Origin of the sequence: Caballeronia sp. INDeC2, from assembly GCF_023631325.1 — a bacterium.
Taxonomy (GTDB): domain Bacteria; phylum Pseudomonadota; class Gammaproteobacteria; order Burkholderiales; family Burkholderiaceae; genus Caballeronia.
The window spans coordinates 207,554-227,479 of record NZ_JALQDG010000031.1; the positions used below are offsets into that span (position 1 = coordinate 207,554).

General features: G+C 62.3%; 17 protein-coding genes. 7 read left to right on the plus strand and 10 right to left on the minus strand.

Going from position 1 to position 19,926, the window contains the following annotated elements; genetic code table 11:
- The first annotated feature begins 122 nt into the window (after positions 1-122).
- Positions 123-1,097 carry a bifunctional helix-turn-helix transcriptional regulator/GNAT family N-acetyltransferase gene (locus tag NCS28_RS21270; protein WP_250515739.1) on the plus strand — a complete coding sequence of 325 codons (975 nt, stop codon included), beginning with the start codon at positions 123-125 and terminating at the stop codon, positions 1,095-1,097.
- Between the two features lies 1 nt (position 1,098).
- Here the strand turns inward: NCS28_RS21270 and NCS28_RS21275 are convergent, their stop codons facing one another.
- From NCS28_RS21275 to NCS28_RS21290, 4 genes are all read right to left on the minus strand, one after another.
- On the minus strand, positions 1,099-2,019 hold the full coding sequence (locus tag NCS28_RS21275; protein ID WP_250515740.1) for a dihydrodipicolinate synthase family protein: 921 nt from the start codon (positions 2,017-2,019) through the stop codon (positions 1,099-1,101).
- 13 nt (positions 2,020-2,032) lie between these two features.
- Positions 2,033-3,745 carry an IlvD/Edd family dehydratase gene (locus NCS28_RS21280; RefSeq protein WP_250515741.1) on the minus strand — a complete coding sequence of 571 codons (1,713 nt, stop codon included), beginning with the start codon at positions 3,743-3,745 and terminating at the stop codon, positions 2,033-2,035.
- A gap of 142 nt (positions 3,746-3,887) precedes the next feature.
- Positions 3,888-5,204 carry an MFS transporter gene (locus tag NCS28_RS21285; protein WP_250515742.1) on the minus strand — a complete coding sequence of 439 codons (1,317 nt, stop codon included), beginning with the start codon at positions 5,202-5,204 and terminating at the stop codon, positions 3,888-3,890.
- Between the two features lie 17 nt (positions 5,205-5,221).
- The gene (locus tag NCS28_RS21290) at positions 5,222-6,403 is read right to left on the minus strand and encodes a M20 aminoacylase family protein (protein ID WP_250515743.1); all 1,182 of its coding nucleotides are present in this window, start codon (positions 6,401-6,403) and stop codon (positions 5,222-5,224) included.
- Between the two features lie 133 nt (positions 6,404-6,536).
- Between NCS28_RS21290 and NCS28_RS21295 the strand changes: the two genes are divergently transcribed.
- Positions 6,537-7,430 carry a LysR substrate-binding domain-containing protein gene (locus NCS28_RS21295; RefSeq protein ID WP_250515806.1) on the plus strand — a complete coding sequence of 298 codons (894 nt, stop codon included), beginning with the start codon at positions 6,537-6,539 and terminating at the stop codon, positions 7,428-7,430.
- Between the two features lie 40 nt (positions 7,431-7,470).
- On the opposite strand, the gene NCS28_RS21300 is transcribed toward NCS28_RS21295, so the two are convergent.
- A complete protein-coding gene (locus NCS28_RS21300) occupies positions 7,471-7,989 on the minus strand; it encodes a hypothetical protein (protein ID WP_250515744.1) in 519 nt (172 codons plus the stop codon).
- Positions 7,990-8,168: 179 nt separating this feature from the next.
- On the opposite strand from NCS28_RS21300, the gene NCS28_RS21305 reads away from it, so the two are divergent.
- Positions 8,169-8,807, plus strand: a complete 639-nt coding sequence (locus tag NCS28_RS21305; protein WP_250515745.1) for a YceI family protein — start codon at positions 8,169-8,171, stop codon at positions 8,805-8,807.
- A 10-nt stretch (positions 8,808-8,817) separates the two neighbouring features.
- Here the strand turns inward: NCS28_RS21305 and tdh are convergent, their stop codons facing one another.
- Positions 8,818-9,849 carry an L-threonine 3-dehydrogenase gene (tdh, locus tag NCS28_RS21310; protein ID WP_250515746.1) on the minus strand — a complete coding sequence of 344 codons (1,032 nt, stop codon included), beginning with the start codon at positions 9,847-9,849 and terminating at the stop codon, positions 8,818-8,820.
- A gap of 100 nt (positions 9,850-9,949) precedes the next feature.
- Positions 9,950-11,152: a glycine C-acetyltransferase gene (locus NCS28_RS21315; RefSeq protein ID WP_250515747.1), complete on the minus strand. Its 1,203-nt coding sequence runs from the start codon at positions 11,150-11,152 to the stop codon at positions 9,950-9,952.
- Between the two features lie 153 nt (positions 11,153-11,305).
- Here NCS28_RS21315 and NCS28_RS21320 point away from each other — a divergent pair, with 153 nt between their 5' ends.
- Entirely contained in the window at positions 11,306-11,908 is a 603-nt protein-coding gene (locus NCS28_RS21320; protein ID WP_250515748.1) for a helix-turn-helix domain-containing protein, read from the plus strand.
- A 118-nt stretch (positions 11,909-12,026) separates the two neighbouring features.
- On the opposite strand, the gene NCS28_RS21325 is transcribed toward NCS28_RS21320, so the two are convergent.
- Positions 12,027-12,215: a CsbD family protein gene (locus NCS28_RS21325; RefSeq protein WP_250515749.1), complete on the minus strand. Its 189-nt coding sequence runs from the start codon at positions 12,213-12,215 to the stop codon at positions 12,027-12,029.
- A 267-nt stretch (positions 12,216-12,482) separates the two neighbouring features.
- Between NCS28_RS21325 and NCS28_RS21330 the strand changes: the two genes are divergently transcribed.
- Entirely contained in the window at positions 12,483-12,839 is a 357-nt protein-coding gene (locus tag NCS28_RS21330) for a DUF2471 family protein (RefSeq protein WP_250515750.1), read from the plus strand.
- Positions 12,840-12,906: 67 nt separating this feature from the next.
- Here NCS28_RS21330 and NCS28_RS21335 read toward each other — a convergent pair whose 3' ends face one another.
- The gene (locus tag NCS28_RS21335) at positions 12,907-14,331 is read right to left on the minus strand and encodes a DUF2252 domain-containing protein (protein WP_250515751.1); all 1,425 of its coding nucleotides are present in this window, start codon (positions 14,329-14,331) and stop codon (positions 12,907-12,909) included.
- Positions 14,332-14,516: 185 nt separating this feature from the next.
- Here NCS28_RS21335 and NCS28_RS21340 point away from each other — a divergent pair, with 185 nt between their 5' ends.
- The gene (locus NCS28_RS21340; RefSeq protein WP_250515752.1) at positions 14,517-15,557 is read left to right on the plus strand and encodes a tyrosine-type recombinase/integrase; all 1,041 of its coding nucleotides are present in this window, start codon (positions 14,517-14,519) and stop codon (positions 15,555-15,557) included.
- A 24-nt stretch (positions 15,558-15,581) separates the two neighbouring features.
- Here the strand turns inward: NCS28_RS21340 and NCS28_RS21345 are convergent, their stop codons facing one another.
- Positions 15,582-16,781 carry a DNA-binding protein gene (locus NCS28_RS21345; protein WP_250515753.1) on the minus strand — a complete coding sequence of 400 codons (1,200 nt, stop codon included), beginning with the start codon at positions 16,779-16,781 and terminating at the stop codon, positions 15,582-15,584.
- Positions 16,782-18,508: 1,727 nt separating this feature from the next.
- Between NCS28_RS21345 and NCS28_RS21350 the strand changes: the two genes are divergently transcribed.
- A complete protein-coding gene (locus NCS28_RS21350; RefSeq protein ID WP_250515754.1) occupies positions 18,509-19,864 on the plus strand; it encodes a replication initiation protein in 1,356 nt (451 codons plus the stop codon).
- The last annotated feature ends 62 nt before the right edge of the window (positions 19,865-19,926 follow it).

The following is a 19,926-nucleotide window of genomic DNA, read 5'->3' on the forward strand; positions in this document are numbered from 1 at the left end:
ATATTTGCGCCCCATCGCGGCTTGAGGTGAGAGCTTTCGGGAGCACGATTTTTCTTGCGAAAGTTGCACTACGCAACTAAATTGAACGGATGTGGTTGCGCTTCGCAACCGGTGGAGCCGTCATGGATTTCATCGACACACCCGTTCAATCCCGCGACAAAACCATCCTCGAACTGCGTGAGTTCTCACGCAAGCTCGTGCGCGAACTGGGCTTCATGCGCAACACGCTCGCGGACAGCGGCCTCGCGCCGTCGGCGGTGCACGCGATCATCGAGATCGGCGCGACGCCCGGCATTCAGGCGCGCGACATCGCGCAGATTTTGCGGCTGGACAAGTCCAACGCGAGCCGGCAGATTGCGCGGCTCGAAGCGGCGGGACTGATTACGCGCCAGACATCGAGCGATGATGCGCGCTCGTCCGAGCTTTATCTCACGACGGCAGGTCAGAAGCTGCGCAGAAAGATCGACAAGTTCGCGACCGATCAGGTTTCCGATGCGCTGCGCCGCATGGTGCCCGAAGATCAGCAGACGCTCGTGCGCTCGCTCGCGCTCTACGCCGATGCCCTCGCGCACGGTCACGACCGCAAGACGCCGCACGCCGCGCAAACGCAAAACGCGCGCATCGTCGAGGGATATCGGCCGGGTTGCATCGGCGATGTGGCGAGCCTGCACGCGCGCTTCTATGCGCATCATGCGGGCTTCGGCGTGTACTTCGAGCGCAAGGTCGCCACCGAACTGGCCGCGTTCGCCGAAGGCCTGCCCACGCCCGGCAAGGCGCTGTGGCTCGTCATGGAAGGCGAGCGCATGCTCGGCTCGCTTGCGATCGACGGCGATGCGGCGACGCGCGTTGCGCATCTGCGCTGGTTCATCATCGACGATGCATTGCGCGGCAGCGGCATGGGCAGGCAATTGATGGCGCGCGCAATGGACTTCGTCGACGCGCACTACGACGAGACGTATCTCTGGACCTTCAAGAGTCTCGACGCCGCGCGGCACCTGTACGAATCGTTCGGCTTCACCTTGACCGATGAAGCCGAAGGCACGCAATGGGGCACGTCCGTGAACGAACAGCGCTTCACGCGCCGCCCGGTTCGATGAATCATCGACGCACGACGCGCGACATCGGCCCGAGGCGTTGCGCGAAACGCCGCGCGCACTCGATGCCGAACGGCGTCGGCCGCGCGCCGCGATCGTGCACAACGTCGAAGCCCATGCGCCATGCCGCGACGCGCTTGCCGTAACAGGTGAGCGTTTCCAGGGACTGCATCACGAAGACGATTTCCGGCAGCGTGTTTGCATACAGCGATTCGGCGTCGTCCTCGCGCCCTTCGGCGAATGCCTGATGAATCGCGACCTGACGATCGAACGCATCCGGCGCGACGATCAGCCCATCGCAGCCCGCGCGCAAATTGTCGACAAGTTCCTGACCGCCGCGTCCATTGAACACCGCGAGCGTCTGTTCGAGCGCGCGCAAGCGTTCGATGGTCGCACGGATCGTCACGGCCGGTCCTTCGCCCTTCAGCAAGCGAAAGTTGGGCCGCTCGGCCGCGAGCGCGGCAATCGACTCCGCGGACAGACCGACGCCGAGATATTCCGGCGCGTTCTGAATGCCCGCGTTCGCGCCGGTTCGTTCGAGCACCGACGCGAAGAACTCGTAGTAAAAGGCTTCGGGCTCGCCGCGCATCGACGGCGGCTGAAGGATGAGCCACGATGCCCCGCGTTCGAGCGCATAGTCGGCGAGTGCCACTTGGCGCTCGATGCTGTCGCCGGTGATCGTCACCGCGAGCGGCACGCGGCCCGCGATGTGCGCGGCGCAATCGTCGATCATCGTGCGCTTTTCTGCATCGGACAGGCGATTCACTTCGGTCGCGAGACCGAGCGTGACGATGGCGGGCGCGCCCGCCTCGATGGTCGCGTCGATCTGCCTGCGCGTGGCGTCGCTGTCGAGCCGGTTGAGCGCGTCGAAGTAGGCATAGAGCACCGGCCACATGCCAGATGGCGGCGTTTGACGTTCCGACATCGACGCCTCCCGCTCAATGCGAATCGCGCGGCACGGGCGCGCCGCTCGAACCGACGAGGAAATCGAGGTCCGCGCCCTGATCCGCCTGCAAGACATGCTCCACGTACAAGCGGTAATAGCCGCGCTTTGGGAGCTCGGGCGCTTGCCATGCGGCGCGGCGCTTCGCGAGCGCTTCGTCGGAAACTTCGAGATGCAGACGGCGCGCCTCGACATCGAGCTCGATCATGTCGCCCGTTTGCACGAGCGCGAGCGGCCCGCCCGCCGCCGCTTCCGGCGACACGTGCAGCACGACCGCGCCGTATGCGGTGCCGCTCATGCGGCCATCGGAGATGCGGACCATGTCGGTGATGCCTTTTTGCAGCACCTTTTTCGGCAGCGGCATGTTGCCGACTTCCGCGAAACCCGGATAACCCTTCGGTCCCGCGCCCTTGAGCACCATGATGCAGTGCTCGTCGATATCGAGCGAATCGTCGTCGACTTTCGCGTGCAAGTCTTCGACGTTCTCGAATACGACCGCGCGCCCGCGATGCTTCAACAGCGATTGCGTCGCCGCCGATGGCTTGATGACCGCGCCGTTCGGCGCGAGATTGCCCTTCAGCACCGCGATGCCAGCGTGCGGCTTGAACGGCTTTTCGAAGCGCGTGATGACCTTCTCGTCGTAGTTCGGCGCGTCGCTCACGTTGTCCCAGATCGTGCGGCCGTTCACGGTGAGCGCATCGCGATGCAGCAAGCCTTGCTCGCCGAGCTGACGCAGCACCGCGGGCAAGCCGCCCGCGTAATAGAAGTCTTCCATCAGGTACTCGCCCGATGGTTGCAGGTTCACGAGGCACGGCACGTCGGACCCGAGTTCCCAGTCATCGAGCTTCAGTTCCACGCCGATGCGTTTCGCCAGCGCGATCAGATGCACGACCGCATTCGTCGATCCGCCGATGGCCGCGTTCGTGCGGATCGCATTCTCGAAGGCCTTGCGCGTGAGGATCTTGTCCATCGTGAGATCCTCCCTGACCATGTCGACGATGCGCCGTCCCGCCACGTGCGCGAGCACCTGACGGCGCGCATCGACGGCGGGAATCGCGGCATTGTGCGGCAGACCCATGCCGAGCGACTCGACCATCGACGCCATCGTGGAAGCGGTGCCCATCGTCATGCAATGGCCGCGCGAGCGGTTCATGCACGATTCCGCTTCGACGAACTCTTCCTGCGTCATCTTGCCCGCGCGCACTTCCTCCGACATCTGCCATACGCCCGTGCCCGAACCGATCGTGCCGCCGCGAAAGCGCCCGTTCAGCATCGGTCCACCCGATACGGCGAGCGCGGGCAGATTGCACGACGCCGCGCCCATCAGCAAGGCGGGCGTCGTCTTGTCGCAGCCGACGAGAAGAATGACGCCATCGATAGGATTGCCGCGGATCGACTCTTCGACATCCATCGACGCGAGATTGCGGAACAGCATCGCCGTGGGCCGCAAATTCGATTCGCCGAGCGACATCACCGGGAATTCGAGCGGCAGGCCGCCCGCCTCGCGCACGCCGCGCTTCACGTATTCGGCAAGCTCGCGGAAATGCGCGTTGCAGGGCGTGAGTTCCGACCACGTATTGCAGATGCCGATGACCGGCCGGCCATCGAACTGATCGTGAGGAATGCCCTGGTTTTTCATCCACGAGCGGTGAATGAAGGCGTCTTTATCGTTGCCGCCGAACCAGCTTTGCGAGCGTAGCTTGCGCATGGAAGTCCCCTTTTATCGCGCGTTCTTCATAGTGTGGGATCCAGTTGAAAAAGGCCGCGTGGGCGGCCTTTTCGAAACCCGGATACGTCGAGTTATACACCTCGCTTCGCATCCGTCGCGCGTCAGTCGCAAGATTTGACCATCAGTCGAGCATTTCCTTTGATCTATCGCGCATGCACGCCACGGCGATCACGGAGAACACGCCGCAGCCGATCACGTACCACGCGGGCGCCATCACGTTCTTCGTGATGACGATCAGCGACGTCACGAAAAACTGCGCGAAGCCACCGAAGATCGCGACGCCCAGGCTGTAGACGATGGCGGCGCCCGTCGCCCGCACGGAACGCGGGAACAGTTCGCCGAGCATCGCGCCGGTCGGGCCGACGTTGAGCGAATGCACGATCGAAAGCGCGGTGACGACGGCGAGCAGCGTGCCGGTCGTCGGCGACATGTTCAGGAGCGCGAAGGCCGGCCAGATCGCGAGCATGAGCAGGATGCGCGTCGTCTGCGCGAGCTTGTTTCGGCCAATGCGATCCGACAGATAGCCGCCGATCGGCGCAACGATGAAAAGAATCGCGCCCGACACGCAGCCGGAGAGCATCGACGTCCAGCCCGGCAGGCCGAGCGTCTTCACGCCGTAGATCGACAGATAGAACACGATGATGAAGTGCGCCGACGTGCCGCCGATCGTGAGACCGAGACCGTTGAGCACCGCGCGGCCATGCTCGCGAAGCACGGTGACGAGCGGCAGCTTCGGCGCTTTCGGCGCGGCTTCGATGCTTTCGCGCGGCGCTTCTTCCATCGTGCGGCGCAGCCACCAGCCGACCGGCACGATCGCGGTGCCGATGATGAACGGCACGCGCCAGCCCCAGCTTTCGAGCTGCGAAGTCGTGAGCGATGCCGTCAGCGCGACGCCCGTCAGCGCGCCCGCGAGCGCCGAAAGTCCCTGACTCGCGAACTGCCACGATGCGTAGAAGCCGCGCCGATTCGACGGCGCCTGTTCGAGCAGCAGCGTGGTCGATGCACCCACTTCGCCGCCCGCCGAGAAGCCTTGTATCAGGCGCGCGATCACGAGGATGACCGGCGCCGCGATGCCGATCTGCGCGAACGTCGGCGCGGCCGCGATCATCGCGGTGCCGAGCGCCATCAGGCCGAGCGTGAGCAGCATCGCTTTCTTGCGGCCGGCGCGGTCGGCGTACATGCCGATCAAAAGGCCGCCCACGGGCCGCGTGAAGAACCCGACGCCGAAGCTCGCCACCGCGAGCAGCAACTGGCCGACCGGATCGTGCACCGGAAAGAACAGCTTGCCGATGACGAGCGCGAAGAACGCATAGACCGTGAAGTCATAGAACTCGAGCGCGTTGCCGACTGCCGCCGCCATGACGAGCCGCGTGCGCGCTGCGCGGCTCGTGGACGTCGATACGGTCGCCGGCGCGCTGGCGAGGGTGGGTGCGTTCATGATGTGCTCCGAAAGGATCAGTCGGCGAGCCAGGCTTCGGCCAGGCGCACCCAGTAGCTCGCGCCGATAGCGAGGATGTCGTCGTTGAAATCGTAGGCCGGGTTGTGGACCATGCAGCCGCCCTTCGAGCCGACGCCGTTGCCGATCCACGCATACGTGCCCGGACAGGCTTCGAGCATGAACGCGAAGTCCTCGCTGCCCATCAGCGGACGCGCGGCCGGGTCGACGCGTTGCGCGCCGAGCATTTTCGTCGCGACATCGGTGGCGAAGGCGGTCGGCCCTTCGTGATTCACGAGCACCGGATAGCCGAGTTCGTAATCGATCTCGGCCGTGCAGCCGAATGCGAGCGCCTGCGCGTTCACGAGCGCCGTGATGCGTTCCTGAAGCTGCTTGCGCACGGCCGCGTCGAGCGCGCGCACCGAGAGTTTCATGAGCGCGGTCTCGGGAATCACGTTGCACGCTTCGCCCGCCTGCACGCTGCCGACGGTGACGACGGCAGGCTTTTGCGCATCCACTTCGCGCGCGACGATGCTATTCAGGCTCAGCATGATCGACGCGACGGCGGGCATCGGATCGCATGCGACGTGCGGCATCGCGCCATGACCGCCGACACCGCGCACGGTGATGTTCACGCGGTCCGACGAGGCCATGCCCGGCCCCGGCGTGAAGAACATGTCGCCCGCGGGCAGGCCGGGCATGTTGTGCAGGCCGAACACGGCATCGCACGGAAACTTTTCGAAGAGGCCGTCTTCGATCATCGCGCGCGCGCCGGCCTCGCCTTCCTCGGCGGGTTGAAAGATGACGATCAGCGTGCCCGAGAACTGGCGGCTCTCGGCGAGATGGCGCGCGGCGCACAGGAGCATCGCGGTGTGGCCGTCGTGGCCGCATGCGTGCATCGTGCGCGAGTGCTTGCTGGCGTACGGCAGGCCGGTCGCTTCTTCGATCGGCAAGGCATCCATGTCCGCCCGCAGGCCGATGCGCTTGCCGCCCGCGCCCTCTGTCAACACGCCGACGACGCCCGTCTTGCCCAGCCCGCGATGCACTTCGTAGCCCCATTGCGCGAGCAGCCCGGCGACGAGATCGCTCGTTTGCGTTTCTTCGTACGCAAGCTCGGGATGCGCGTGAATGCGCCGGCGCACATCGACGAATTGCGATGCGATGGCGGCAATGCCGGGGATGACGGGCTCGACGGACAGCATGTGACACTCCTTGCTCGGTGCGGAATCAACGTGACCCAAGCATATAAAGCCGTTAAGCAAACCAAAAGACGGTAAATTTATTGCGTGAATACGATTGGTTGTCGGTGCTAACCCTAGGATGTCTCTCATGAGCATGAAGATCCACCAGTTGCGCGCGTTTCTGACGACCGCCGAGCAAGGCAGCATCCGCGCGGCCGCGCGCAGCCTTCATCTGTCGCAGGCGGCGCTGACGAAGGCGATCAAGGAACTGGAGCAGGATCTCGGCGTGCCGCTCGTTCTACGCACCGCGCGCGGCGTGCAGTTGACCGCGTTCGGCCAGCAGTTGCGCGTGCGGGCGCATCTGATCGTGAGCGAGATGCGCCGCGCCGAAGACGACATCACGCAGATGAAAAGCGCGGGTTCGGGAAGCGTGAGCGCGGCCGTCACGCCGACGGCAGCGCTATCGATATTGCCGCAGGCGTATCGCGCGTTCCGCCGACAGATGCCCAGCGCGCGCGTGAGTTTCATCGAGGGCTTTCCGGGCGTCGCGATGCCGCGTTTGCGCGACGGCTCGCTCGACTTCGTCGTCGCGGTGGTCGTGCCGGAGCATCTCGCGCCGGAGTTCGATCACATCGAACTGTATGAGAGCCGCTCGGCGATCGTCGGACGTGCGGATCATCCGTTGCGGCACTGCACGTCGCTGGCGGAACTGTCGGATGCGGAGTGGCTTCTGAATCCGTCGCCGGAAAGCTCGACGCAGGCGCTGCTCGATTCGTATGCCGAGCGCGGTCTGACGGTGCCGGGGCGCGTGATCGAGTGTCCGAGTTTCATCATCGCGCACGGCTTGTTGCGCGGATCCGATGCGCTCGCCGCGATGCCCGCCGCGTTGCTCGAACATCCGTGGGTCAGCGACGGACTCGCCGTCTTTCCGATCGAAGATCCGTTGCCTGTGGTGTCGGTGAGAGTCGTGACGCGGCGTGATAGTCCTTTGACGCCCGCCGCGACGGTGTTGCTGGAATGCCTGCAACATGCGGCGCGTTCGTTGTGAAATGCGGCGAATGTCTCAATGCAGATTTAGTTCGGATTCCCTAGAATCTCACCCTGAGCATGAAGCCGAGCGTGAATGGTAGATCGCTCGAAGGAATCGGCGGAATCAGGATGATGTTCGCGCCGACGCGCTTGTATTCGAGCATGATGAGCGGCGCGGCCACCGGTCCGACCGTATGGTTATGCCCGAGGCCATAACTGCCGTAGTCGTAGCCGGAGATGAGGCCCGCCATCACGGCGAGCCTGATGTAATTCCAATGAAGAAAGTCCGGGCCCCAGACGCCGCCGCCATAGAACGACGGCTTCGACAACGAGTTGCGAAAGTAGCCGCCCGTCACCGCCCATTGCGGCGCGACCCAGCATTCCGCGCCGATGCCGGGATTGAACTGCTCGAAATCCTTGTCCGGGTGAAAGTGATGAGAGGCGACCATCGCATCGAGCCAGAAACCGTCGCCGCACCAACTCGCGTGAGCGGCAGGCGTCCATGCCGACGCGGCGAAGGCGGTGGCCATCAACACGTGCGCGCGGAAGGTTCGGAAACGGGACAGCCATGTGCGCATGGGTTCTCCGCCGTCGCGCGTCCGCGATGGCGCCTTTTTTCTGAGATGGAGGTCGAGGCGAACTCTACCTGATCGCGGCATTTTCGTGTGTGCTGACGAAAAGCGCGTGACGGCTTGCGCACGCTTTTACGATCTCGGCGAAACTTGTCGAAATCTTTTTCGTATTCGAGGAAAGCGCGATGAACGTTTGTAAGCGTCTCGTTCCTTTTTTGGCGGCGGTCGCGTTGACGGCGTGCACGCCGCTGCAGGTCGTCACGCATCATGTGTCGCCGAGCGAATCGAGTGTGCCGCCGGGGCGTTATCAACTCGATCCGCATCACTGGAACGTGAGCTTCGACGTCGATCATTTTCACTACTCGCGTTTCGTGATCCGATTCGACAAGACCACGGCGAACCTCGACTGGAATGCGGACGGAATGTCCGGAAGCTCGGTGCGGGCGACCATCGACGCGTCGAGCGTCAACACCAATGTGCCGTTGCTCGATCGCATGTTGAAAGGACCCGACATGTTCGATGTCGAGCGTTATCCGAGCATCGTCTTCGTCAGCACGGGCTTTCAGCGCACGGGCGACGACAAAGGCGTATTGACGGGCGATCTGACGATCTGCGGCACGACGAAGCCGGTCACACTGAACGTGACCTTCAACGGCCATGCAGTCAATCCGCTAACGAAGCAGGAAACGTTGGGCTTTTCCGCCGATGGACATTTCAGCCGCGCGCAGTTCGGATTGACGACGTGGTATCCGGCTGTCGGCGACGATGTGCACGTCGCCGTTCAGGCCGAGTTTTCGAAGGCGCCGGCGGTTTCCGTTCAATGACGCGGCGTTCTCAGGCCGCGGTCCAGTCGAGTACGACCTTGCCGCTGTTTCCGGAGAGCATCGTGTCGAACGCGCGCGGATAGTCGTCGACGGGAAAGGTATGCGTAAGGATAGGCGATAGATCGAGGCCGCTTTGCAGCATCGCGACCATCTTGTACCAGGTCTCGAACATCTCGCGTCCGTAGATACCTTTGATCTCGAGGCCCTTGAAGATCACCTGATTCCAGTCGATCGCGGTCTGCGCCGGTGGAATACCGAGCAGCGCGACCTTGCCGCCGTGATTCATCGATTCGAGCATCGCCGTGAATGCGCTCGGTACGCCGGACATTTCCAGACCTACATCGAAGCCCTCGGTCATACCGAGTTCGCTCATCACGTCGCGCAAGTTTTCATTCGCCACATTGACCGCGCGCGTCGCGCCCATCTTGCGGGCGAGTTCGAGGCGATAGTCGTTGACGTCGGTAATGACGACGTTGCGTGCGCCGACATGCCGCGCGATCGCAACGGCCATCACGCCAATCGGACCTGCGCCGGTGATCAGCACGTCCTCGCCGACGAGGTTGAACGAAAGGGCCGTGTGCGTCGCATTGCCGAACGGATCGAAGATCGCGGCGAGGTCGTCGGAGATATCGGGCGGAATCTTGAATGCGTTGAACGCCGGAATGACGAGAAGTTCCGCAAACGCGCCTTCGCGGTTCACGCCGACGCCGACCGTGTTGCGGCACAGATGACGACGGCCCGCGCGACAGTTCCGACAGAAGCCGCAGGTGATATGGCCTTCGCCGGACACGCGATCGCCGATGGCGAACCCGCGCACTTCCTGACCCATCTCCACGATTTCCCCGACGTACTCGTGACCGACATGCATCGGCACAGGAATCGTCTTCTGTGCCCAATCGTCCCATTTCCAGATGTGGATGTCGGTGCCGCAGATCGCTGTCTTGCGGATGCGGATGAGCACGTCGTTGTGGCCGACTTCGGGCCGCTTCACGCGCGTCAAAGTAAGGCCGGGCGCGCGTTCGAGTTTGGCAAGGGCTTTCATTGCGTTTGATCCTGACGTTTGGTCTTCGTGATTCCGCTTCGGAGGTCGCGGGCTCGTAGCCCGGTCCCGAGGTTTATGCGCATAAAGTCGCCGATGCTGCTCAGCGGATGACGCCGAGCGACCGGCCGACGCGCGCGAACGCATCGACCGCGCGATCGATCTGTTTCGGCGTATGCGCCGCACTCATCTGAGTACGGATGCGCGCGCGTCCCTTTGGTACTACGGGGTAGGAGAAGCCGATCACATAGACGCCTTCCTCGAGCAATGCATCGGCCATCTTCGAGGCGAGCTGCGCGTCGCCGAGCATGACGGGAATGATCGGATGTTCGCCGGGAACAAGATCGAAGCCGAGCGAGGACATCGCGCGGCGGAAGTGCGCGCCGTTTTCGCGGACGCGCTGGCGCAGTGTCGCGCCTTCGTCGCTGTCGAGCAGTTCGAGCACTTTCAGCGATGCCGCCGCGATACTCGGCGCCAAAGTGTTGGAAAACAGATACGGCCGACTGCGCTGACGCAGCAGTTCGATGACTTCCTTGTGCGCGGCGACATAGCCGCCCGATGCGCCGCCGAGCGCCTTGCCAAGCGTTCCGGTGATGATGTCCACGCGATCCAGCACGCCGCAATGCTCCGGCGTTCCGCGTCCGTTTTCCCCGATGAAGCCTACGGCGTGCGAATCGTCGACCATCACGAGTGCGCCATAGCGGTCGGCGAGATCGCAGATGCCGGCGAGGTTCGCGATGATGCCGTCCATCGAAAAGACGCCATCGGTTGCGATCAACTTGAAGCGCGCGCCGGCGGCGCCGGCTTCCTCAAGGCGCGCTTCGAGGTCCGCGAGGTCGTTGTTCTTGTAGCGCAGGCGCTTCGCCTTCGAAAGCCGCACGCCGTCGATGATGCTGGCGTGATTCAACTCGTCGCTGATGATCGCGTCTTCCTCGGTCAACAGCGTCTCGAAAAGACCGCCGTTCGCATCGAAGCAGCTCGAATAAAGAATCGCGTCGTCGGTGCCGAGAAATTGGGCTATCGCCTGTTCGAGTTCCTTGTGCACGGTCTGCGTGCCGCAGATGAATCGCACGGACGCCATGCCGAAGCCGTCAGCGTCGAGGCCTGCCTTCGCGGCATCGATCAGACGGCGATCATCCGCAAGACCGAGGTAATTGTTCGCGCAGAAGTTCAGGACGCCACTTCCGTTCGCAAGCCGGATATCCGATGACTGCGGGCTCGCGATGACGCGCTCAGTTTTGTAAAAGCCGGCAGCGCGTATCTCGTCGAGCGTCGAACGCAGATGGGAGAGGTATCGGTCTTTCATCGCAATCCTTTTTTTGGCCTGATCGTGGTGTCCGGCCGCGCAGTGCGCGCAAGCCGCCCTTAGCCCTGTTATAGTCCATCCGTCTCACCGGACATGTTCGATATTTCGAACCGATTTCCGATATGACGAACACTTTAAGGGATTGATCGAGTCATGGCAAGCACGGGTTCGGAAGGAAAAGCGGCTGATCTCGCGGGTGCGGGTGCAACACCGCCGCGCGTCGGAGAAACCATTCAACGCTTGCGCAATGAACGAAAGCTGACGCTCGATGATTTATCGCGGGCGGCGGGTGTGTCGAAGTCGATGCTGTCGGAAATCGAACGCGACAAGGCCAATCCGACGATCGCGGTCGCATGGCGACTGACCAATGCGCTCGGCATCAGCCTCGATCAATTGTTCGCGCAGCAAAGGCCGGTCGAAGCAATTCGCGTTGTCGGGCCGCATGAGATACCGACGTTGAGCGGCGATAACGGCGGCTATCAGCTGCGTGTGTGGGGGCCGATAGAACTCGCGGGCAAGTTCGAGTGGTATGAACTCACGCTGCAATCAGGCGCCGCGCTCACTTCGAATGCGCACGAGCCGGGCACGCGTGAGCACCTCACCGTGTTGAACGGATCGATCGAAGTGGATGCGTCGGGGGCGACGCGTCGGCTCAAGGCGGGAGAAACTGCACGCTACGCAGCGGATGAAGCACATGCGATCCGCAATGTCGGACGCGCGGAGGCCAAGGCGCTGCTGGTGGTCATTCACGGCTGACATGCGGTCGCTCGACCGGCTTTATGCGCACAAAGTCCGGCCATAATGAGAAGCGGGACGCGCATGGAAGCGCGTCCCGCTCGAAGCAGCACCGGCGTCGCGGCGCGATTTGCCCGTTTTACGGGTTCTTCTTGACGGTGTCCTTCACATCTTCGCGCGCATCGCCCACGCCCTTCTGGACCTTGCCCGCGGCCTGTTGCAGATCGCCCTTGGCTTCTTGAGCCGTGTCGCCGGTCACTTTGCCGACGCCTTCGTTGATCTTGCCCTTGACCTGCTTGCCAACGCCTTCGACTTGATCCTTGTTCATCTCAGTTCTCCCGTGGTTTGCAGCGCTGTTGGCCGCGCAGTGCCGTCGAACTAACGCAGTTGGGGCCTGCGCGTTCCGCTCAGGATCTGTCCTAAGCATGGTTCTAGGATGCGCTTCGTCGGCGGGCACGCATAGCAGCGCATGTCTGAAACGCACGTAGGCGGAATCGCACATACACCCGGGTCGAGTAGCGCGACGCTAGTTTCATTGCAACAAGTACTGTATGTTTATACAGTACAATGAGACCAGTTGGCGGAGGGGTGAATCATGGAGTCGAACGGCGAAAACCTGAGCAGGCGGCAGTTCGCGCGCGCCGTGCGCGATCTGGAGCGCATTACGCGTCAGATAGCGGCGCGTTACATCGATAAAGGCGTGCCGTTGACCTGGCGGCTGTTGCACGCAATCGAGGCCGAGGCCGTGGCGGACCTCGGATTTGCCGGACGGCACGAAGCCGCATTGCGCGAGCTCTTCGCGCGTCCGGACGATTTTCATTTCCCCGAGACCGACGATGTAGTCGATGTCGCATCGTCCGATGCCTTGCCCGCCGTTTTCGCGTTCGCCGTCGATGCGTATGAACGTGCGGCGCGTCAGGCGCAGCCGCAAGCCGTCATCGCCGCGCATTGACGCGCACTCGGCCGGCACGCGGAACGGCCCGCGTGCCCTGCGTCATCTCTTCCGGCATCGATTTGCTTCAGGGCGCAAAGTCGGCCGACATGTCCGCATCGGAACGCGCTTCGAGCTTGCCGTCACGGCACGCGGAGCGAAAAACCTCGTAATCCTTCTCCACCTGATCCGCGTAGCCGCGCCCGTAGCGAACCAGCACTTCCGCCATGCGATCGCTGTTGCCGAGATAGCCGGAAATCTCCAGCGCGCGTCCGCCCGATTTCGCGTGCGCGCGGGCCAGCGCCCAGCCGCAGAGCGCGGCGTACTCGCGGAAGGTGTCGTCGGTGAAGGTTTCGAGTTCGGCGGAAATCTTCATGTCACGTAACTGGCGGATATACAGCGCGCGTCCGAGAGGCCCCGTGGCCCAGCCGAGGAACGGGTCTGTGGCCGCCTGCATCAGACGTTGTCCGTGAACCACGCGATGACCGTCGTGTACCGAATCGTCGGCATATTTCGCCTGTTTCACGTACCTCGCGACAACCGACGTCGAAGCTTCCTTCATCTGCAGGAAAAGCGGTTTGTCGTGATGATCGGTGAGCAATAAAACGAGGCAGCGCGTGCCGACACTCCCCACGCCCACCACCTTGAACGCGACATCCTGCAGCGTGAATTGCGACAGGAGCCGCGCCCGTTCCGGCGTCAGCGTGGCCACGTATTTCTGCATGAGCGCCCCGAAAATCTCCTCGCGGCTGCCTTTCATCGTCATCCAGCCGTCGTTCTCGTCGATCAGTGTGCTCTTGCCGATGATGTGGAAGACGGCAGGCGGCGTATCGCGGATGCGCCACGCGCCACCGATCCGCTCGGCGAGCTTCGGCAGCATCGTCTCGTGCGTGCGGCGCGACGCCCGTTCGATGCCGCGCTTGATGCGCCGCCGCGCGTCGTCGTTCTGCACAGTGTCGTACATGCGATCGAACGTGATGCGCTCGTACCAGAGATCGAGCGCGCTCATTTCGGCGTATTCGCGCAGATGCGTCTGATAGCTGCGCGCGGCGAGAAACGCGAACTCGTCGGCGGCGAGATCGCCGTGGCCGAGATGCCGACCGGCGATCGTGAAACTCGCGACGAGTCGTTTCAGATCCCACTCCCAAGGCCCGAGCGCGGTTTCGTCGAAGTCGTTGAGATCGAAGATGAGTGCGCGCTCCGGCGTCGCAAAGCCGCCGAAGTTCGACAAATGACAGTCGCCGCAAATCTGGATCGCAATGCCACTGTCCGGCGTGGCGGCGAGATCGTGCGCCTGCACGATGGCGCTCCCGCGATAGAAAGTGAACGGCGAGACCAGCATGCGGCCGTAGCGCAATGGAATCAGCGCACGCACGCGGCCTTCGCTGCTCATCCGCAAGAGTTCGATGGGATCGCGATCGACATCACCGATCGCCTCGTGCGCGCCCCGCGGCGTGCGCTCGCGCGCGGCGCGTCCCGTCGCACGGCGTTCCTGCCAGGATTGCTGGGCCATCGCTCACTCCTTCTTGCTATTGTGCTTGCGGGTGGAAGAAAGCCGTATAGACGACAGTAGTGACCAAACGCACCTGCGGCAAGACGGTAATCGACACTTGGGCGAACAGCTTCCCTTGACGTTCGGCGCTCGAAGCCTGACCCTGTGCGCAATGCAACACAGTGCGCATCGCGCCTACCAACACCATGCCGAACACTTCCGATCTCTTTGACCAACAGCGAGCCGACTGGCAGGCCGATCCGCACGCCGCATTCGATGCGTGGCTCGCTCAACAGTCGTTCCGGGCGTCGTCAGCGGATGTGTATCGAGCGCAGTGGGGCAACTTTCTCGAGTGGCTGGCCGCGAAGCGCGCGACGCTGCATACGGTGCAACGTCCCGTCATCGAGCAATTTGTCGCGCAGTTGGACATCCGACGTCCGCAGCGCATGCGTTACCTGAGGCTGATCGAGCGCGTGCTGGATCATGTGCGCGAAGTGGAATCGGCGGCGACGAATCCGGCGCGATTCATCGCTCAGGACGGCAACGCGGCGTGGCGCAAGGCGCGCGACAACGAGCCGACCGGATTTCTCACGCACGACGAGCGCGCGCTGCTCGTCGCGCATCTGTATTCCCCGATGGGCGCCTTGCCGGCCTCGCAGCGCTGGCGTGAGCGGCGCGACCGGGCGCTCGTCGCCGTTTTTCTGGGCGGAGGGGTGAAAACGGGCGAGGCGGCGCAGTTGACCGTCGACTGCTACGCGGCGGGCGCGCCGTACATCACCGTCGATGCATCGAACCCGCTGCTGATCCGGCAAGCGCGGCTCGCGCCGTTTGCCGTCGAATTGCTCGACAACTGGATCAGCGAGCGCAAGACGGCGGATCTCGCGGGTGAGCTGCTGTTCCCGGCCGCGTCGTCCGGACGCTCCATGCACAAGGCGACGATGTTGCGCGCGATCGACGCGGTCGTGGCCGAGTCGGGCATCGCCGCGTCACGCGCCGCGCGGGCCAGTCCGCAGACATTGCGCAACACCTACGCGGCGGAACACTTCGAAGACGGAACGGACCCCGATCGCGTCGGGCAATGGCTCGGGTTTCAGCAGACGATCTCCGTCCACCGGTTGCTTCGCGCGTGGCAGGAATGGATGGGTGAGCAGATACGGGATCGGGATATCGCTCAGGCGCGCGTCGATGGCACGCCGGATGTAGAGCCGTACGAACCTGCCGATGATCCCGAAAACTCTCACCTTTGATCGACGAGATGCCTCGACGGACGTTCAGGATGCGCTGACTCGCGCCGATCGGATGAAGCCGCCGACAGCCGCGAGCTTGGATGACGCCGCGCCGGATGTCCGCTCGCAGTTCGGGCAGGAGAGTTCGTACTCGTCCTCATGGCGCTGAAGTTCCGGTTCGCCGGCCTCGCACGCCGGACACGCGACCGGCGCAACGACGTGCGCATCGACTTGCGTACCCAGCCTGGCGATCTCGGCGGCACTCAGCCGACCGTCGGTCGCCAGCGATGCGATTAACGCACCCACCTCGGCGCTGGCCCCGGACTGAACACGCTGTGCGTCGCGCTCGAGAACGAGCGCATCGATTTCGTCCGATTGAGCCCGCACTTGGGATTCGAGCCGATCGGCGCGGCCTCTTGCGGCGCTAAGTTGTTGAATAAAATCGAATTCTTTCTGGCTGGCTTCGCGAACGCCAGCCTGATAGGTGGCTGCCATGCCACGCAGGGAGTCGAGTTCGACCAGCATCGGGTGAACGCGCCGCTCGGCTTCCTTGATCGCGTCCTTGATTTGCTGGGCGTAGTGCTCGGTATTTTGGCGCAGTTCGCTCTGCAGCTCGTCGACACGGTCTCGCAGTCGTGCTGCCGACTCTTGCTCCTGCCGCAGGCGCTCCGACAGAGCTTCGTTCTCCTTTTCCCAGCGCGCGATGACTTTGCGTAAGCCTTCCTGAGCGTCCGATCCCTGATTGCGCAGGGCCTTCAGGTCGGCTTCCAGTGCGGCGATCTGCGCAGCGCTCGCTTCGGCGCGCGCCTCTGCACGTTGATGCGCTTGCTCGATCGCTTCGCGGCGACTATCGGCATCGCGAACCTGTGCCTGTGCAGCCTGGACGGCGGTGTGGAGACGGGCTTTGTCAGCCTCGAGGGCGGAAAGCGCCACCTTTTGAGCCTCGTCATAAAGCGCCGCCAGCAGTTCGCCAGCACGCTGCTGCAGCGATTCCGGCATCGCGCCGGCATCGATACGCACGCGTAGCGCCGCGCGCAGGCCGGACCAGAAGGCTTCAATGTCCTTGGGGATGTCGCTCGCGCTACCCGTTTGCGTGAGTTCGCGGACGGTCGTCACTGACGGTCGGATGCCGAGGTCAAAAAAAAGTCGCTTGCACGCGTGCTGAGAAAGATCTTGTCGTCGAGCGCCGGCGGCTCGCATCGTTTCGATTTCTTGCCGTAGGGCTTCTCGTGTGTGCTGGTTCATAGCAGAGTTTGAGCGTTTTGCCGTAGCGATCATAACCTTTTACGTCTCGATCGTTACGTAATTTGCTCGCTTTTGTGCCGCAGTGTTTCGACGAGAAAACTTTCTGCTTTTCTATTTGTTCAGCCGTACCGGCGGATTTCGTTCGTGAAACATCCTGAGCTTGTTGCTGCAAGTACATGAATTGGCGATGTTTTTAGCTTGCGTTCGGAGTTCCGCTTTTGTTTCACGCATTTTGCTGTGTTGTTTTTGTTCTGCGAGGACTCAGAAGCGCTTGAGAGTATTAGAAGTAAACACCCTTGAACCCTTGTTAACCCTGTTAACGCCCGGCCAAACCCTTATGGAGTAAGGCTTTGCGGAAGATTGGGTGAGATTGTACGGGAACTATGGTGAAGCTCTTCGGGAGACATCGGTGACGGGCTTCGGGATGCTCGGTGAGTGCTCGCAGGAAGGATCGTGAGTGGGTTCGGGAAACGCCGTAAACATGTAGGTGAGCGAATTCGGGAAGCTCAAGGCACGCAGGCATTGATGGTCGGGCTTATCGCTAAGCCTGGTCGTTTACCGAAAGGTGAGGCTTCTCGGGAGCGTGGAGAATGCCAAATTGGATGTTCGAAACAGGCATTTTTCTCGAATGGTGAGGGTTTACAGGGATGATCCAGGCACGAAGGTGAGTCTTTTCGGGCACGCATGCCGTTTTCGAGGCCCGATTTCTCTATTTTGACCCCAAGGTGAGGTTTTTCGGGAGCAAAGGATCGACTTATCAGCTCCGCCAAGCCCGAGAGTGCCCCGGCGAGTGCGCATTCAGCCGGGTGGAATGGCTAAGGTGAGTGTTTTCAGGAGAAGGTCTGGGATGACCTTCCTGTTATCGTTCGGATAGGTGTTCGCTTAATGGTGAGGAAATGCGGGACGCGTTTGCTGGGCCTTGAGTTTTGCATGATGTGCCAACGCGAGGAAAGACGTCAGAAGGCCTTTCCAAACAGATAGATAAACGGATGGTGTCATGCCCGCAGCGTGGCATGGTGAGCTAATTCGGGAGAGGCAGACGTACCTGATATCGTGTCGCAAACCATCCGAAGGTGAGGGTTTGCGGGAGTGCGATTGCGTGTAACCGCATTGCGAAAGCGAGATAAGTGCCTGCCAAAGCCTATTTTCTTGGAGGCGGAAGGATAAGGTGAGTCTTTTCAGGAGTGAAAGAGCGGTTTGCGGTCGGGCGAATTGGAGCGTTAATTTTGGTGTAGGTGAGGCTTTGCGGGAGTAATTCGCCAGGCACGCTCCCTTGGAAAAAGGGACTTAGTGTCCTCTTGAGCCTGTACGGCGCTCCTTCGCAGTGAGATTTTCGGGACTCGCCTTCCGTCTCCACGCAGCGTGAGTACTTTCATCACGGGGTTTGCACCGCATCAGCTTCGAACAGGGCGGAAGAGTCGTTCAGCGGCGGGCTGTCTCTGGCGCACCACAGTGCGCAGCGCGCCAAAAAATTTCTAAGGTGAGTGTTTTCGGGACCATTGTTCGAAGCTCGCCGCTGCCGGCCGAGATCACCATAATTCGTTTACCCGCGCGGGCTCTGCATAAATGAGATGAGTGCTATTGGTGAGTGGTGAGAGTTTACGGGAGCGCACCGCAGTGAGTCCAATCGTTCGGCCTCGCATCACCCCTCTATGGTGAAGACCTCCCTATAGACGCGCTTCACCCCGATCGGTATCCTTTCTCGCAATATCGATCCCGACCATTTCATGGCGACCAAGCGCGCAAAGAAGACCGACGTAGTCAGCCCGAGCTCGGCGGAATTGCGCAAGGCGGTCGAGGCCATTGCGATTCAACCGAAGAGCGGCAAGATCACGCTGCTCACGAGAAAGCTCTTCAACGTGCTCCTCGCGGTCGCTCAACAAGCCGACGACGCCGGCGATACATATCGCGCGCTGCTATCGGATATCGTCGCGAATTCTGCATTCGACTCGAACGATACCGCGCTCGTCAAAGAGCATCTGCGTCGCATGGTGTCGGTGCAGGTCGAGTGGAGCACTGGCACGTCGAGCCAGAAGCCCGGTCGGAAATGGGGAATTTCGACGCTGATCGCGGATGCCGAAATCCTCGAAGATCCGACGACACGCCGCGTATGGGTCGAGTTCTCCTTTGCGCCCAAGATCAAAAAGAAACTGCTGGATCCAGTACAGTACGCGCGCTTGAGCTTGCAATTCCAGAGCCAACTGCGTAGCAGCGCTGGCCTCGCGCTTTACGAGATCTGCGTTCGCTACCTGACCAATCCGAGCCATCTGACGATGCGCGAAACATGGGAGTGGTGGCGGCCGATCCTTTCCGGCACGCCCGACACTGAGGCCGGCGACGAAGCCAAGCGCGAGTACAAATACTTCAAGCGCGATTATCTGCGTCCCGCGATTGCCGAAGTGAATGCGGTGACGAACATCTTCGTCGAGCTGGTCGAACATCGCGAAGGGCGGCGGGTCGCTGAGATCCAGTTCCGCGTGACCGAACGCAAGCAGCCGATGCTCGCGCTCGATGAACACCCGAACGTGTTCGACAGCACCCTCGTCGATCGGATGGTGAAGATCGGCATTCCGCTTAAGGACGCACAGACGCTGTACGCCGACAGCGAGGAGAACCGCATCCGCGCCGCTTTGCAGATGACGGAGCAGCGCATGCGCAGCACGACGCTCCCGCCGGTTCGCAGCGCAGCAGCGCTTTTCAAGGACGCGCTGAAGAAAGGCTACGCGCCGCCGGTGGAGGCACTGCCTCCTGCAACGAGCGGTTCAGCGATGCGCACGCCCGCGACCGCTTCTGGCGCCGACGATCTCAAAGCCCGCCTGCTGAGCGAATTTTCAGCCTACCGCCGCAAGGAAGCGCGCGTGCTCTACGACGAGCAAGGTGAGGAAGAGCGGGAGATCGCGCGCCAGTCGTTCGAGGAAGATGTGCTACCGGGACTGGGCACCCATATGCGCGACGATTGGCGCAAGCGCGGACTGGACTCGAAGCTCGCCGAGACATCCTTTTTCGACTGGCTGGCACGAAAGACGTGGGGCGAGCCCACGGATGGCGACTTGCTGGCATTTACGCTGAGTCAGTCGCGCTGATCTTTCCGTGCCGAGTAATGCCACACCACTTCGTGGTCAGGCCTTCGAGACCGAAGAGGCCG

Bases quoted from the DNA above. Each gene is read 5' to 3' on its own strand.
- NCS28_RS21295 (WP_250515806.1), top strand. From the start codon at position 6,537: ATGAAGATCCACCAGTTGCGCGCGTTTCTGACGACCGCCGAGCAAGGC.
- tdh (WP_250515746.1), bottom strand. From the start codon at position 9,849: ATGAAAGCCCTTGCCAAACTCGAACGCGCGCCCGGCCTTACTTTGACG.
- NCS28_RS21270 (WP_250515739.1), top strand. From the start codon at position 123: ATGGATTTCATCGACACACCCGTTCAATCCCGCGACAAAACCATCCTC.
- NCS28_RS21285 (WP_250515742.1), bottom strand. From the start codon at position 5,204: ATGAACGCACCCACCCTCGCCAGCGCGCCGGCGACCGTATCGACGTCC.
- NCS28_RS21290 (WP_250515743.1), bottom strand. From the start codon at position 6,403: ATGCTGTCCGTCGAGCCCGTCATCCCCGGCATTGCCGCCATCGCATCG.
- NCS28_RS21345 (WP_250515753.1), bottom strand. From the start codon at position 16,781: ATGAACCAGCACACACGAGAAGCCCTACGGCAAGAAATCGAAACGATG.
- NCS28_RS21350 (WP_250515754.1), top strand. From the start codon at position 18,509: ATGGCGACCAAGCGCGCAAAGAAGACCGACGTAGTCAGCCCGAGCTCG.
- NCS28_RS21340 (WP_250515752.1), top strand. From the start codon at position 14,517: ATGCCGAACACTTCCGATCTCTTTGACCAACAGCGAGCCGACTGGCAG.
- NCS28_RS21315 (WP_250515747.1), bottom strand. From the start codon at position 11,152: ATGAAAGACCGATACCTCTCCCATCTGCGTTCGACGCTCGACGAGATA.
- NCS28_RS21280 (WP_250515741.1), bottom strand. From the start codon at position 3,745: ATGCGCAAGCTACGCTCGCAAAGCTGGTTCGGCGGCAACGATAAAGAC.
- NCS28_RS21325 (WP_250515749.1), bottom strand. From the start codon at position 12,215: ATGAACAAGGATCAAGTCGAAGGCGTTGGCAAGCAGGTCAAGGGCAAG.
- NCS28_RS21320 (WP_250515748.1), top strand. From the start codon at position 11,306: ATGGCAAGCACGGGTTCGGAAGGAAAAGCGGCTGATCTCGCGGGTGCG.
- NCS28_RS21275 (WP_250515740.1), bottom strand. From the start codon at position 2,019: ATGTCGGAACGTCAAACGCCGCCATCTGGCATGTGGCCGGTGCTCTAT.
- NCS28_RS21335 (WP_250515751.1), bottom strand. From the start codon at position 14,331: ATGGCCCAGCAATCCTGGCAGGAACGCCGTGCGACGGGACGCGCCGCG.
- NCS28_RS21305 (WP_250515745.1), top strand. From the start codon at position 8,169: ATGAACGTTTGTAAGCGTCTCGTTCCTTTTTTGGCGGCGGTCGCGTTG.
- NCS28_RS21330 (WP_250515750.1), top strand. From the start codon at position 12,483: ATGGAGTCGAACGGCGAAAACCTGAGCAGGCGGCAGTTCGCGCGCGCC.
- NCS28_RS21300 (WP_250515744.1), bottom strand. From the start codon at position 7,989: ATGCGCACATGGCTGTCCCGTTTCCGAACCTTCCGCGCGCACGTGTTG.